Source organism: Gardnerella coleohominis (genome assembly GCF_002896555.1).
Lineage (GTDB): Bacteria > Actinomycetota > Actinomycetes > Actinomycetales > Bifidobacteriaceae > Bifidobacterium > Bifidobacterium vaginale_F.
Window position 1 is genome coordinate 23587 of sequence record NZ_MNLH01000005.1, and the last position, 14307, is coordinate 37893.

The window sequence follows — 14307 nt, forward strand, 5'->3', positions numbered from 1 at the left end:
ATAGATTGGTATAGATTCATATAGTTTCCTAATAGTAATTGAAAGCGTTACTTAAGATAAAAAGTATTACTTGAGATAAAGCGTTACTTAAGAAGTAAGCAGAAAATATGCCATTATATAATGATGAAGCTGTAGTTCTTCGCACTTTTCCTCTTGGTGAGGCAGATCGTATTGTGGTTATGCTTACGCGCAATCATGGGAAAGTTAGAGCTGTTGCCAAAGGAGTTCGCCGCTTAAAATCGCGTTTTGGTGGAAGACTTGAGCCTTTTATGCGAGTAAATATGCTGATTGCTAAAGGCAAGTCTCTTGATGTGATTTCTCAGGCTGTTTCGTTATCTACTTACGCGGCGCCGATTTGCGCTAATTACGATTCTTATAAATACGCAAATTTAATGGTTGAAGTTATTGACTATATTGTTAATGATTCTTATCAAGATACGTCTTCGCAATATTCTTTGCTTATAGCTGCTTTGTCTGCACTTTCTAGAGGCGTGCATTCTCCTGAAGAAATAGGATTGTCATATGTAATGCGTGCATTATGTATTGCAGGTTGGTCGCCTCGTATTACTTCTTGCGCAGTTTGCGGAACGAATGAAAATCTTAAGTATTTTAGCCCAGCTTTAGGCGGTATTACGTGCGTGGCTGATTGTTCTGCTGAATCTTTGCGCTGTAGTGATGAGGCTCGTTGTAAAATTCGTGCGCTAATTCAAGGTGACTGGAATAATCTTGACGGCAGTGTTTTAGACGACGAAGTTGTTAATTGTGTGAAATGTTGGTGTGAATATTATCTCGAGCGTCCTATTCGTTCTATGAATTTTTCAGATAGTTTTTAGCGAAAATAGTAAGTAATAAGTAGTGTTTTCGCATGTTAAAAGTTTTGTATGTCATAAATTTACGTATTTTTGTGTGAATTAATTTATGCTTTGCTTACGTATAATATCTGACAGGTTCGTTAAACAATTTATGTCGGCTATCGCGTAGTCAGTTGTGCTGGCTGATTGTGCTGGCGATTGTTTATGTGTGATAGTTGATAGCAATATTTTAACGGTAAGTGTTAGGTTTGGAGGTTTGCTGTGAGTGATGTAAATAATGGTATTGGTGATTGTCAGAGCAAAATTTAGGTGAATAATAGTTTCGATGATAATATTGCGTACATCTTTTAATAATGCTTATAATGCATTGTTTCTAGTGTGTAGTTAGTTCTATGGAGTTGTTGAATTAATAATTATGGCTTTTGAAAATGTTGATTACGCTTCTCTGGAGATTCCTGCTGCTCCTTTTAGTGACACTTCTCGCATACCTGTTTTCCCTAAAAACAGTGTGCCACGTCATATTGGCGTTATTATGGATGGTAATGGTCGCTGGGCGCAAGAGCGAGGAATGGTTCGCACAGAAGGTCATAGAGCTGCAGAGCCTGTTGTATTCGATATTATTGCCGGAGCTATAGAAGCTGGGGTTAGATATTTAAGCTTGTATACGTTTTCTACTGAAAACTGGAAGCGTTCTCCGCAAGAAGTCCATTTTCTTATGGGATTTTCGCGAGATATTATTCGTAGGCGCGTTAAACAAATGAATGATTGGGGCGTTAGAGTTCGTTGGTCGGGTAGGCGCCCACGATTATGGAAGTCTGTAATAGACGAATTAGAATCAGCTCAAGAATATACGAAGGATAATTCCACTATCGACGTAGTGTTTTGCATTAATTATGGCGGTAGAGCAGAAATTGCAGATGCTTGTTCAGCAATTCTTAAAGAAGTACGCGAAGGAAAAATAAAAGGTGATCGAGTTACAGAAAAGATGATTGCCGATCACTTGTATAATCCGGATGTTCCTGATTGTGATTTAATGATTCGCACATCTGGCGAGCAGCGCACGAGTAACTTCTTGCCTTGGGAAGCATCTTATGCAGAGCTTGATTTTGTGCCTGAATTATTCCCAGATTTTAATCGTGAAGCATTGTGGCGTTCTATTGACCGTTATGCGCATCGCGATAGAAGATTCGGTGGAGTCGCAAATTAATGTGATTTGTTGATTTGCTAATTTGCTGATTCTTTGAGTTATTGAGTTGCTAAATTATTTGTGGATTGATTAATTTGTTAATTGATTAATTGATTGTCTTGTTGTTTTGTTGATTTGTTGGACTGAGAGTCGATATGTTAAATGCTTATAACACAAAATTTACAGTAGGAATTGTGGGATTAGGGCTTATCGGCGGATCTTTAGCAAAAAGATTAGTTAAACAAAATTGCACTGTTTACGCTTATAACAGACATACCGACATATATAGTCAAGCGCGAGAAGCTGGAATTATATGCGTAGATAGTGTTAAAGATCTAGCGTTAAAAAAACCTAATGTATTAGTTTTATGTAATTCGCTAGCGTCTATGCCAAGTGTTTTAAAACAATTAGAAAACAATATTGACCAATCTGTCACAACTCTAAGCGACGTTGGCAGCGTAAAAGATATAGTTCGAAATCAAGTTAAAGCTGCAAATCTTGGAGAATGTTACGTCGGCGCGCACCCAATGGCGGGAAGTGAGTTCACTGGATGGAAATCTTCTTATGCTGAATTGCTTGATAACGCTTTGTGGGCATTAACTGTTGATTCAAATACAAAGCTATGGCGTGTAGCAAACGTTTTACATATGATAACGAATGTTTGCAAAAATAGAGCAATAGTAATTAATGACGATATTCATGACAAGTCTGCAGCGCTAATTTCACACATGCCTCATGTTGTATCTACTGCGCTCGCGAACGTATTGTGTGATAATCAATACCGCAATATTGCAATTCAACTTTCTGCTGGATCTTGGAGAGATATGACGCGCGTATCTTTAACGGATCCTAATCGCACGCGTGCAATGGTAAGTGAAGATAGACATAATGTTGCAATATTATTGCGCTCGCTTATTAAAGAGTTAGATAAAGCTGCAACTATGTTAGAGGATTCTGCTGAGGATGCTGATAGCGCTGAAAAAGAATTCTTTGCGAAAGCTCAGCCGTGGCGAGAATATAAGTATGCTGTTAGGAATAAAGAATCTTCTTTGGATTCCGGGACTTCTGTGACTTTGGCTGATTCTGGTGATTCTGGGACTTTGACTGATTCTGCGGATTCTGCGGAGTATTCTGTGTATTCTGCAGATTCTGTATCGAATTGGCGTGAAAAACTTTTAGATTTGGCGAAAAATGGTGAGGAAATTATTGGAATTTCATCTAATTTAGATTATGAAAATGTCGATTTTTCTTCTGACAATGAATATTCTTATGATTTACGTTTGAAGAAAAATAATATTATGATGAAATTCATGGGTTAAATGGTGAATTTTATGCAATCTATGTGTGTTCCTATTGTTGAAGTGCCCATTCCGAATAAGATTCCTGCAGGATCTCGCATTGTGGTAAGAACTTGTAAAGTCAAAAAAACTTCAGAGAATACTAATTATGGCAAATTTGAATATTTTGATGTTATTGGGCATGTAATTGACTTTGATGGAATTACGCTTCATATAATGCGCGATCCGGCTGCGAATGGTTCCAGGGCTGCTCAGGAAATGTATATAAATGCGTCTGATATAGTTCGTTGGAAACCGATTCCTGAAAGACGTTTTCAAAAACCAATTAAGTAGTATATTCTTACATTAATAATCGATTGAATAATAGTTGAGTAAGTTGTTGAATAATAAGTTGAGTAATTGGTTGAATATTGGTTGAGTAAGTTGAGTAATTGGTTGAATAAGTTGAAAATATTAGAGTTAATCAACGGTGAGAACTATGGAAAATAATCAGCGTTTCTGCACGTTTGTTGACGATTATTGTGCGTATATTTCTAACAATAAAGGTTTAAGCGCGAATACTGTTAAGTCATATTGTGTAGATATAGAACAGTTTCTTGAATGGTGCGAAAGTCATGGATTTAATGACTTAAATAAAATTGTTACAGATGACTTGAGATTATGGATGGCTTATGAGTCGTCAAAGGTTGCGCGTTCTAGTTTAGCTAGGAAAGTAGTTGCTATTCGTGGATTTTTTGATTGGTGCGTGCATGAAAATCATATAAAATCTAATCCTTCAGAAATACTTGCAACTCCAAAAATCGCCAATGTTCTGCCAACTGTATTAGACGAGTCGCAAGCAGAAAAGCTAATGAATAGTGTTGATGAACAAGCGAGTAAATCTTATAAAAATATAAGCGAATATTATTCTAAAAATGATTCTGCTGATTCTGCTGATTCTGCTGATGGCGCGAGGGATATTGCTTGTGATGGTGCTTGTGATGGCGCTAGTGATAATGCATCTTCTTATTCGCCTAAAAAAGCGGCAATTGATTTGCGAAATGCAGCAATATTAGAGCTTTTATATGCAACTGGAATTCGTGTAGGAGAGCTTACTGGATTAAATTTTAAGGATATTAATTTTGAATCTCATACTATGAAAGTTACTGGTAAAGGCAATAAGCAGCGCGTTGTTCCTTTTGGGATTCCTGCTTATAAAGCATTATTGGCTTGGATTTCTAAGGATGGTCGGGCAATTTTATTGCAAAATCCTGCTGAAATTGCGCTATTTGTTGGATCTCGCGGTAAGCGAATTGATCAACGTTTAGTAAGGCAGATTGTGCATGATGCGGCTGCTCGCGCGAATGTACCAGATATTTCTCCTCATGCTTTGCGTCACAGTGCTGCAACTCATATGCTTAACGGCGGAGCTGATTTGCGAGAAGTGCAGGAAATGTTAGGGCATTCTTCGCTTACAACTACTCAAAGATATACTCATGTTTCTATTGAGGCTTTGAAACAGCGATATTCGCAAGCTTTTCCTCGTGCATAGATCATAAAAACTTCTGAATTAACATGTTTTTTACACTATCAAATTATTAATTTACATTTTTGTAATATGTTAATTCGTGTAAGAAGCCGCAAAAAACGATAGATAATATCGGAATATTTTCTTTTCTTATTCGAAAATAATATTTTGTTCGTCGATAATTTTGTAGTAAACCGAAAATTTTATATTTTCTGCATGTGCTTGCATTGTTCGTAAAAACACGTACCATTTAATTTTAATCAACGAAGAGGCCCCTTATTGGCTTTGCAATTTATCCATCTGGCAATAAATACTAGGTGGATTTTTTGTTAACGCTTGTAACTCGACTTTTCGTTTATTAATAAAATTTGGGTTTTGTCCCAAAAATTGCCTACCACACGTTAGGAGAATAAATATGAAGAATAAGGCTTTGGCTTTTGCCGCTGCAGCCTGCTCGCTGGCCATGTTACTTGGTGGCTGCGGCTCCTCTGATTCGAAGACTGCACAGACAAACGGTGGTAAGGTTATTATTACCGTTTCTAATTCTGAGCCACAGAACGAATTAGTGCCTGGCAACATTAACGAAAATGCTGGCGCACGTCCTGCCATGTTAGTCAATTCCACATTGGTCACTTTTGATGAAAAGGGCAATGCAGTAAACGAAGATGCTGAAAGCATTACTCCAAATAATGATGCTACTCAGTACACTGTGAAGTTGAAGGAAGGCAAGAAGTTCAGCGATGGTACTCCTATTACCGCTGAAAGCTTCACCAAAGCATGGAGCTTCGTTGCAAATGCTAAGAATGCTCAGAAGTGCGCTTCCTTCTTCCAGACCATTAAGGGTTATGATGACTTGCAAAAGGGCGACACCAAGGGTGACGAACAGCTTTCCGGTTTAAAGGTTGTTGATAAGAACACCTTCACCGTTGATTTGAAGCAGTCAGATTCAGTGTTCCCAATTAAGGTTGGTTACTTGGCATTCGCTCCACTTCCAGAATCCTTCTACAAGGATCCAAAGGCTTATGGCGAAAAGCCAGTTTCTTCTGGTCCATACTTGTTCAAGTCTTGGGATCACAACAAGCAGATTGAAGTTGTGAAGAACCCAGATTACGATGGCCCACGTAAGGCTCAGAATGATGGTGTTACATTCAAGGTTTACACTGATGGAACTGCAGCATATCGCGATGTTCAGGCTGGTAACCTCGATATGACTGATAACATTCCAGATACCCAAACTAGGACTTTTGAGAAGGATACTACTGTTAAGGCTTACAACCGTCCTGGCTCTGTAATTCAGCAGTTCACAATTCCTTCCAGCCTTCCACACTTCGATGTTAAGACTGAAGAAGGCCGCTTGCGTCGTCAGGCACTTTCTATGGCTATCGATCGTGCTCTTATCGTAAAGAAGATCCTCAGCTCTACCGCTTCTCCAGCAAACGAGTTCACTTCTCCTTTGACTCCAGGTTATAAGCCTGATCTTAAGGGTCACGAGAACGTAGAATTCAATGCAAAGAAAGCTAAGGAACTTTGGGCTAAGGCCGATAAGATTTCCAAGTACAACGATACTCTTACATTCTCTTACAATGCTGATGGCAATGCTAAGTCTGTGTTCGATGCTGTTGTGAATGCCCTTAAGAATAATCTTGGAATCAAGGCTGAAACTACTCCAATTCCAACCTTCCAGGAATTCCGTAACGCATGCTCTAAGCGTCAGATTAAGGGCGCATGGCGTGCAGGCTGGATGCCAGATTACCCAAGCCCAGAAAATTACTTGACTCAGGAATTTGCATCTGTTGCTGCTGATGGAAATGGTTCAAACGAAGGCGATTATAAGAATCCAAAGTTTGATGAATTGCTTACTAAGGCTGCATCTGCTAAGCCAGAAGAAGCTACTAAGCTTTATCAGCAAGCAAACGAAATCCTTCTTGCGGATCTTCCATCAATCCCATTGTTCTACTCGAACGCTAAGGCTGTGATGGTTCCTTCATTGCAAGGATTCGTAATGGATTGGCAGAATATGCCACTCTACTACCAGCTTCATAAGTAAAAATCTAAGATAAAAATCAAGCATCTTAGAAAAAATAAATCATAATTTAATAGCATGTAGAACGTGCGGCTGTCCCGGATCTCGAATTGAAATATTGAAATATTGAAATATTGAAATTGATTCGAATATTCGGGACAGCAATTTGCGTTTTGTATGTTCTAGTATGGGGTACAAGCAGATTAGTGAAGTTGGGCGTAGTAGTCTGCAAAAGTTTATTAAAAATTTTAATTAAGGTTTTAATTAAAAAATAAGTAAGGAGAAACCAATGGGTAAATACATTCTGCGACGCATTTTGCAGATGATTCCTGTTATTCTCGGCACAACTTTACTGGTTTACGCTTTAGTCTTTGCTTTGCCTGGAGACCCGGTAAAAGCAATGTTCGGCGAAAAACCAGTTAATCCTGCTGTTGCTGCGCATATACGCGCTGAGTATAACTTGGATAAACCATTTATTATTCAATATTTAATATTCTTAAAGAATGCTCTTACCCTTGATTTCGGTCATACTTTTTCGGGTCAGCCTGTAATTGACGAAATTGGTCGTGCATTCCCAGTTACGATCAAGCTCGCTATTATGGCATTCGCTTTCGAAACATTATTCGGTATTACTTTCGGAATTATCTCCGGTTTGAAAAAAGGAAAGTGGTACGATAGCGTAATTCTTGTTGTCTCGCTTCTTCTTATTTCTGTTCCAACCTTTGTTACAGGTTATGTTTCGCAATACTTATTCGGTGTTAAATGGCGCATATTACCAGTTACAGCTAGTAACAATCCTGGATTCTTAGATTTGCTTCTTCCAGCAATGGTTCTTGGATCTGTTTCAATGGCATATATTATTCGACTTACTAGGTCTGAAATCTCTTCGAATATATCCTTAGATTATGTGCGTACTGCTCGTGCTAAAGGCTTAAAAGAAAGTGTTGTTGTTATTAGACACATTCTTCGTAATTCCTTAATCCCTGTTGTTACATTCCTTGGTCAGGATTTGGGCGCTCTTATGGGCGGCGCAATGATTTCTGAAAGAATCTTTAACATTCAAGGTGTTGGATTGCTTACATTCAATGGCATTTTTAAGGGTGAAGGCAATCTTGTTGTTTCTGTAGTTACACTTCTTATGCTTATTTTTGTTGTGAGCAATTTGTTGGTTGATATATTGTACGCGGCTCTTGATCCGCGAATTCGTTACGAGTAGTGGAGCATTAATTATGGAAAATAATTTAGAAAAAAATTTGGCTGTAAATGCTTCTGTAAAATACGAAACATTGCCTGGACAAGAGCATTACGTTGCTCCTCTTAGTGAAACTCCTTTGAAAGAAGTTGATTCCGTAGATGAATCTGCTCCTGCTACAAGTATGTGGGCTGATGCTTGGCGTACATTGCGTAGAAATCCTTTGTTTATAATTTCTTCAATTGTTATTGCAATTATTTTCGTTATTGCGCTTTTCCCAAGCGCTTTCACTAAAGCTGATCCTAATAAGTGTTTAACGGAACTTGCTTTGGATCCTGCATCTGGCTCTAGTATATTTGGATTTAATTCGCAAGGCTGTGATACATACGCACGAGTTATATACGGAACTCGCACTTCTGTAAGTGTTGGCTTGTTAGCAACAATCTTAGTTGTAATAGTCGGCTCATTAATTGGCGCATTAGCTGGTTTCTTTGGCGGATGGATTGATGCAGTTCTTAGCCGTATCACCGATATCTTCTTAGCTTTGCCAATGCTTCTCGGAGCTATTGTAATTTTGCAAATGTTCCGTACTTCTAAGTCAATCTGGAAAATAGTACTTGTAATGGTACTTTTTGGTTGGGTTGGTGTAGCTCGAATTGCAAGAAGTGCCGTTATGGAGTCAAAGAATCTTGAGTTTAATACTGCTTCTACGGCTTTAGGTTCAACTCCAATACGTAATCTTTTCCGTCATATTATTCCAAATTCTCTAGCTCCAATCATTGTTGTTGGTACAACTTCGCTTGGCTCTTACATTGTTTTGGAAGCAACTTTAAGCTTCTTAGGAATAGGTTTGCCAACAACAACAGTTAGCTGGGGCGGAGATATTTCTGATGCTGCTCATGACGCTCTTAGTACAAATCCAGAAGTTTTGTTGTATCCATCTGCAGCACTTGCTATTACAGTACTCGCTTTCATTATGATGGGTGACGCTGTTAAGGATGCATTGGATCCAAAGAGCCGCAAGGCGTGAAATCATCGTGAAGGAATAGAAACTCATGAATACTACACGTAAAGATGTAAACATTCGCGCCATGCAATTAGAGCAAGGCCCTTTGTTGGAAGTTAAAAATCTTCAAGTTGATTTCACAACAGATTCCAAAAAAGCTGTTCACGCCGTTCAAGACGTAAGCTTCTGTGTTTATCCAGGGCAGTGGGTTGCAATCGTGGGCGAATCTGGTTCAGGAAAGTCAACTTCTGCAATGGCTGTTCTTGGTTTGCTTCCTGGGACAGGTCACGTTACTGGTGGATCTATAAAGCTTAAAGGCAAAGAAATAAGCAATCTAAAGCCAAAAGAATATGCAGCTTTGCGCGGTAATGCTATGGGCTTAGTGCCGCAAGATCCTATGAGCAACTTGAACCCTGTGTGGCGTATTGGTACACAAGTTAAAGAAGCATTAATTGCAAATGGAGTTGATGTTAATCACGAGAAGCGTTCCTCATTAGCTGAGGCACTTGCTGGTGACGCAGTTCAAGTCAAAAACAATGATGACGAAACATTCCTCGGCTCTAAAGAGCTTCCTGAACTTATGAAAGTTGCTGCAGGAGCTTTGAAGGAAGTTGGACTTGAAGGTCGTAGCAATCCTGCAAAGTTCAGAGAAGCCATGGAATACTACAAAAAAGAGTGGGTTCCTGGTTCTGAAACTCGCTGGCGTGTGGCTGACGATTTAATCAAGTATGGCGTGAATGACGATAAAGCTTGGGAAATTGCCAAAAAGTATGTTGTTGGCGCAACTATTGAAGATCGTATTGCAGGTTTGCTTGATGAGGCTGGTTTGCCAGATGCAGCAACTCGTGCGCGTCAGTTCCCACACGAGTTTTCTGGCGGTATGCGTCAGCGTGCTTTGATTTCTATTGGTTTGGCTTGCCGCCCAGATTTGCTTATTGCAGATGAGCCAACTTCCGCTTTGGATGTTACTGTTCAAAAGCGTATTCTTGACCACTTGCATACGCTTACAGATTCGCTCGGTACTTCTGTACTGTTTATTACTCACGACTTAGGCTTGGCTGCAGCTCGCGCGCAGCACGTTGTGGTTATGTATAAGGGTCGCGTTGTTGAATCTGGTCCATCTTTGGAAGTTTTGCAGCATCCTCAGCATCCTTATACAAAGCGACTTGTTGCCGCAGCTCCATCTTTGGCATCTCAACGCATTATTTCTGTTAAAGAACGCGGCGGTAATGTCGATAACTTGCTTGAGCATCACGTAGTAGGTGAGCAAACTCTTGAAAAGAGTGAGCATATTATTACTGTGAATAACTTAACTCGTGAGTTTAGGCTTCCGCGTAATAAGGTACTGTTCAAAGCTGTGAATAATGTTTCATTCTCCGTTAAGCGCGGAACAACTTTGGCAATTGTGGGTGAGTCTGGTTCCGGTAAATCTACTGTTGCAAATATGGTTTTGCGTTTGCTTAAGCCGACAAGTGGAACAGTGACTTACGAGGGCAAGGATATTGCTAACTTGAAGGGTGTGGATTTGCTTAATTTCCGCCGTCACGTACAGCCAGTATTCCAGAATCCTTATGGATCTCTTGATCCTATGTATTCTATCTACCGTTCTATTGAAGAGCCTTTGAGAATTCATAAGATTGGCGATAAGAAGAGTAGACAGAATCGAGTTCGCGAGCTTTTAGATATGGTTCAAATGCCTGCTTCTGTTATGACTCGCTTCCCGAATGAGCTTTCAGGCGGTCAGCGTCAGCGTATTGCAATTGCGCGAGCTATGGCTTTGAATCCTGACGTAATTGTTTGCGATGAAGCTGTATCCGCTTTGGATGTGCTTGTGCAGGATCAGGTTTTGCGTTTGCTTAACGACTTGCAAGCCGAGCGTGGTTTGAGTTATTTGTTCATTACTCACGATTTGGCTGTGGTTCGTCAGATTGCAGACGAAGTTGTTGTTATGCAGCACGGAAGACTTGTTGAACATGCAACTACAGACGAAGTGTTTGATCATCCGCGAATGGCATACACTCGTGATTTGCTCGATGCAATTCCAGGTAGAAACTTGGAGCTTGGCTTGGACTAGTTGCAAGCTGGTTTATGAGCCTTAAAACTAGCGTCTTATAAACTATAAATTTAAAATAAATTTAAATTTAAAATGAAGGTGTAGGAGTCAAAACTTCTGCACCTTTATTTTTGTGTAATGGTGCTGTTTGTGTTGTGCGCATATTAGAGTTGATTACATGATTACAATTACGACTTCGAATTTAAATGGTATTCGTGCAGCTGAGCGCAAAGGTATGCTTGACTGGTCTGATGCGCATACTCCAGACGTGTGGTGTATGCAAGAAGTGCGCGCTCCGCAGGATGCAATCGACCCAATCATGACAAAAATTGAAATGGGATATCGCGCGTCTGAAAATATCGCAAATCCTATAGAAAACGATAATTTTACCTATACAAATGAAGTTTGCCGTGTAAAAGGTCGAGCTGGAGTAGCTTTAGTTACGTCTCTTCCTGTAGTTGAAAAACGCTACGGTTTGCCCGGATTAAGCGAGGATGTTGATTCTGGGCGATGGGTTGAAACTGACGTGCGTACCCCTGAAGGGTATGAAATCACTATTGCCTCTGTGTATGTTCATGCTGGGAACGTGGACGATCCGCAAAAAATGCAACAAAAATTCCGATTCTTAGACACAATGCTTATACGTTTGGGGGAGCTTCGAGACTCTGCGGCAAGTGGCGGAAATCAGGCGATTTTGTGCGGCGATTTTAATATTGCTCATACGCCGTTAGATATTAAAAATGCTAAGGCTAATGAAAATAGCGCAGGATTCTTACCAGAGGAACGCGCGTATATCGATCGCTGGATTAACGAGTACGAGTTTGTTGACGTTATGCGCATGCTTGCAGGAGATATTCAAGGACCGTACACTTGGTGGAGTCAGCGCGGTAAAGCCTTCGATAATAACGTTGGCTGGAGATTAGACTACCAGTTCGCAACTCCTGAAATTGCGGAAAGCGCTCGCGGATTTGTAATCGATCGTGCTGAAAGCTATGATGCGCGATGGTCTGATCACGCTCCGTTAAGTATAAAGTATGACGTGTGATGCGTTAAGTGTGAATCGTAAGAATTAATCTGCATAATGTGAAATAACTAAGTAATCGCATGCGTATATGTATGTAGCGTTTGCTCAAATTTTTCAGTGCTTTGCTTGTGATATTCTAGTGAAGTTAAGCAATTTACAATAATCAATAGTGTATTGCTTATTGTTGAGTTGTAATTATAAGAAACGAGGAATAATGGGCTGGTTTGGTTTTAAGCGCGGATCTCATGTTGCTAGCGCAAAGTCCACTAAGGAAGTGGCGGAATCGCGTAAAGAACAGCAAGATTTAAATCCTGAAGAAGATAATTTTAATAAAATCAACGATTATTTAGATTCTTTAAAAAATTCTGATAATTCAACGAATGAAAATAATGGTTTGAATGAAATTAATCATGGTCCTTGGGATATAAGCGACGAAAACGTGCCAGACTATAGCAATTACTTAGATTTAGGTGCTTTCTATCTTCCATTCCTTCAAGGTATTTCATTGCGATTAAAAAAGCACAGTGAAACAAATCAAGTAATTGGCGCAATAGCTACATACGGATCTTCAAGCGTAGAAATAGAAGCATTTGCTGCACCTAAATCTACTGGAATTTGGGATGAAGTTCGTAAAGAACTATTGGAAAATAATAATGAAATCACTGAAACTGACGGTGTTTTTGGTAAAGAATTGCTTTTGCCTGTACAGATTGAAGGAAAAACAATACAAACCAGATTTGTTGGCGTGGATGGTGTTCGTTGGATGATTCGCGGAGTATTTTCTGGAACGGCAGCAGACGCATCAATGAAAGATAGCGATGAAACAGTAGCTCTTAATAAATGGTTCGCTTCAATTGTTGTAGATAGAGGTGAAGAACCAATGGCTCCGCGTGATTTTATTCCTATGCATGAGCCGACAATTGCTAAAAATAGTGATGAAAATGAAGATGCTTCAGGAGTTTCTGAGGCAAATGCTGGAGCAGAAAGCTCTAAGACGGATGCGTCTGCGGATTCGTCTGCGGATTCGAATTCTGCGGATTCGAATGAAGATAATTCTGCGGAGTCTGCTCTTAAGCGTGACAATAGGCCGTTGGGTTATGATCAGCAAGTAGAAGTAAAAACAACTCTCACTCGCGGACCGATGTTCTCTGAAGTTCGATAGTGAAATCTGTGAAAGCTGGTAGTGAAAACTGTGAAAGCTGGCAGTGAAAGCCGATAGTGAAATCTGTGAAAGCTGGCAGTAAGCCCATATAGTAAGTCCATTTAGTTAAGACATTTAGTTAAACCATATAGTTAAAACCATATAGTAAAAGGCAGCAAAGGATTTCGTCTTGGAAAATAGTGCGCGTAGCAAAAAACGCTCAGGTCTTGCCTCACTTGCATCTATCGGTTCCGATGGAAGCAACTTTTCTGTAATTGATTCCATAGGTGGTATTCGAGGAATAATCGAATCCATGCTGCCGGGCTTGCTGTTTGTTATTTGCTTTGTTGTAACAAACAATTTGCAGACAACTGTTATTGCATCCGCTGCTCTTGCTGTTTTGCAAGTTGTGATTCGTCTTATTCAGAAGCAGTCGCTTATGGGAGTAATTAGCGGACTTGTTTCCATTGCAATATGCCTTATTTGGGTTTGGACGAGTCATAAAGCTGGCGACTATTACATGTTGGGATTTATTACCAATGCCGTTTACAGTGTTTTTCTTGCCATATCGCTAATCGTGCGAGTGCCTGCTTTAGGGCTTGTGATTGAGTCTATTCGTAAAATGCCTACTGAAAACTTTGGTGCGTGGCTTCACGAATGGCTTGATTATAAGCCGCTTAAGCGAGCGTATATGTATGTAACAGGATTGTGGATTGCTGTTTTTGTGCTGAGGCTCGTTTTGCAAGTTCCGCTGTATTTGGTGAATAACGTTGCGTGGCTTGGTACAGTTCGATTGCTTATGGGTTTGCCGTTCTGGGCGCTCGCGATTTGGGTTTCTTACTTGATTATTGCAACGCCGTTTATGCGTCTTCATCATAAAAATCACGAAGAAAAACAGGTTGGTGAGAAGCAGGACGAAGGTAAGCAGGTTAACGAGAAGCAGAATGAAGAAAATTCTAGCGAAGAAAAACAGAGCGAAGAAAAACAGGTTGAAGAAAATCAAAACGAAGTAAATTCTAGCGAAGAAAAACAGATTAACGAAAAGCAAAGTGAAGAAAAGCAGAA

General features: G+C 39.9%; 11 protein-coding genes and 1 pseudogene. All 12 read left to right on the top strand.

Annotation, left to right across the window (positions count from 1 at the left end):
• Positions 1-107: 107 nt before the first annotated feature.
• A complete protein-coding gene (gene recO / locus BFS05_RS05190; RefSeq protein WP_103084926.1) occupies positions 108-833 on the top strand; it encodes a DNA repair protein RecO in 726 nt (241 codons plus the stop codon).
• Positions 834-1227: 394 nt separating this feature from the next.
• Positions 1228-2019 (top strand): isoprenyl transferase, encoded by a 792-nt coding sequence (locus BFS05_RS05195; RefSeq protein WP_103084927.1) that lies wholly within the window; start codon positions 1228-1230, stop codon positions 2017-2019.
• Positions 2020-2153: 134 nt separating this feature from the next.
• Positions 2154-3317: a prephenate dehydrogenase gene (locus BFS05_RS05200; protein WP_103084928.1), complete on the top strand. Its 1164-nt coding sequence runs from the start codon at positions 2154-2156 to the stop codon at positions 3315-3317.
• A 21-nt stretch (positions 3318-3338) separates the two neighbouring features.
• A complete protein-coding gene (locus BFS05_RS05205) occupies positions 3339-3629 on the top strand; it encodes a DUF6725 family protein (RefSeq protein WP_103084964.1) in 291 nt (96 codons plus the stop codon).
• Between the two features lie 145 nt (positions 3630-3774).
• The gene (locus tag BFS05_RS05210) at positions 3775-4827 is read left to right on the top strand and encodes a tyrosine recombinase XerC (RefSeq protein WP_103084929.1); all 1053 of its coding nucleotides are present in this window, start codon (positions 3775-3777) and stop codon (positions 4825-4827) included.
• Between the two features lie 391 nt (positions 4828-5218).
• On the top strand, positions 5219-6850 hold the full coding sequence (locus tag BFS05_RS05220; RefSeq protein ID WP_103084931.1) for a peptide ABC transporter substrate-binding protein: 1632 nt from the start codon (positions 5219-5221) through the stop codon (positions 6848-6850).
• A gap of 265 nt (positions 6851-7115) precedes the next feature.
• Positions 7116-8042 carry an ABC transporter permease gene (locus tag BFS05_RS05225; RefSeq protein WP_103084932.1) on the top strand — a complete coding sequence of 309 codons (927 nt, stop codon included), beginning with the start codon at positions 7116-7118 and terminating at the stop codon, positions 8040-8042.
• Between the two features lie 13 nt (positions 8043-8055).
• The gene (locus tag BFS05_RS05230; RefSeq protein WP_103084933.1) at positions 8056-9048 is read left to right on the top strand and encodes an ABC transporter permease; all 993 of its coding nucleotides are present in this window, start codon (positions 8056-8058) and stop codon (positions 9046-9048) included.
• 25 nt (positions 9049-9073) lie between these two features.
• The gene (locus BFS05_RS05235) at positions 9074-11098 is read left to right on the top strand and encodes a dipeptide ABC transporter ATP-binding protein (protein ID WP_103084934.1); all 2025 of its coding nucleotides are present in this window, start codon (positions 9074-9076) and stop codon (positions 11096-11098) included.
• A gap of 157 nt (positions 11099-11255) precedes the next feature.
• Positions 11256-12122, top strand: a complete 867-nt coding sequence (locus tag BFS05_RS05240; protein ID WP_103084935.1) for an exodeoxyribonuclease III — start codon at positions 11256-11258, stop codon at positions 12120-12122.
• A 193-nt stretch (positions 12123-12315) separates the two neighbouring features.
• A complete protein-coding gene (locus BFS05_RS05245; protein ID WP_103084936.1) occupies positions 12316-13263 on the top strand; it encodes a DUF3710 domain-containing protein in 948 nt (315 codons plus the stop codon).
• Positions 13264-13432: 169 nt separating this feature from the next.
• Positions 13433-14218: pseudogene (locus tag BFS05_RS05250) on the top strand (DUF3159 domain-containing protein); the annotation flags it as partial.
• Positions 14219-14307: the final 89 nt, after the last annotated feature.

Excerpts from the sequence above, each read along its gene's own strand:
- recO (WP_103084926.1), top strand. The coding sequence starts at position 108 with ATGCCATTATATAATGATGAAGCTGTAGTTCTTCGCACTTTTCCTCTT.
- BFS05_RS05195 (WP_103084927.1), top strand. The coding sequence starts at position 1,228 with ATGGCTTTTGAAAATGTTGATTACGCTTCTCTGGAGATTCCTGCTGCT.
- BFS05_RS05220 (WP_103084931.1), top strand. The coding sequence starts at position 5,219 with ATGAAGAATAAGGCTTTGGCTTTTGCCGCTGCAGCCTGCTCGCTGGCC.
- BFS05_RS05230 (WP_103084933.1), top strand. The coding sequence starts at position 8,056 with ATGGAAAATAATTTAGAAAAAAATTTGGCTGTAAATGCTTCTGTAAAA.
- BFS05_RS05240 (WP_103084935.1), top strand. The coding sequence starts at position 11,256 with ATGATTACAATTACGACTTCGAATTTAAATGGTATTCGTGCAGCTGAG.
- BFS05_RS05235 (WP_103084934.1), top strand. The coding sequence starts at position 9,074 with ATGAATACTACACGTAAAGATGTAAACATTCGCGCCATGCAATTAGAG.
- BFS05_RS05245 (WP_103084936.1), top strand. The coding sequence starts at position 12,316 with ATGGGCTGGTTTGGTTTTAAGCGCGGATCTCATGTTGCTAGCGCAAAG.
- BFS05_RS05200 (WP_103084928.1), top strand. The coding sequence starts at position 2,154 with ATGTTAAATGCTTATAACACAAAATTTACAGTAGGAATTGTGGGATTA.
- BFS05_RS05225 (WP_103084932.1), top strand. The coding sequence starts at position 7,116 with ATGGGTAAATACATTCTGCGACGCATTTTGCAGATGATTCCTGTTATT.
- BFS05_RS05205 (WP_103084964.1), top strand. The coding sequence starts at position 3,339 with ATGTGTGTTCCTATTGTTGAAGTGCCCATTCCGAATAAGATTCCTGCA.
- BFS05_RS05210 (WP_103084929.1), top strand. The coding sequence starts at position 3,775 with ATGGAAAATAATCAGCGTTTCTGCACGTTTGTTGACGATTATTGTGCG.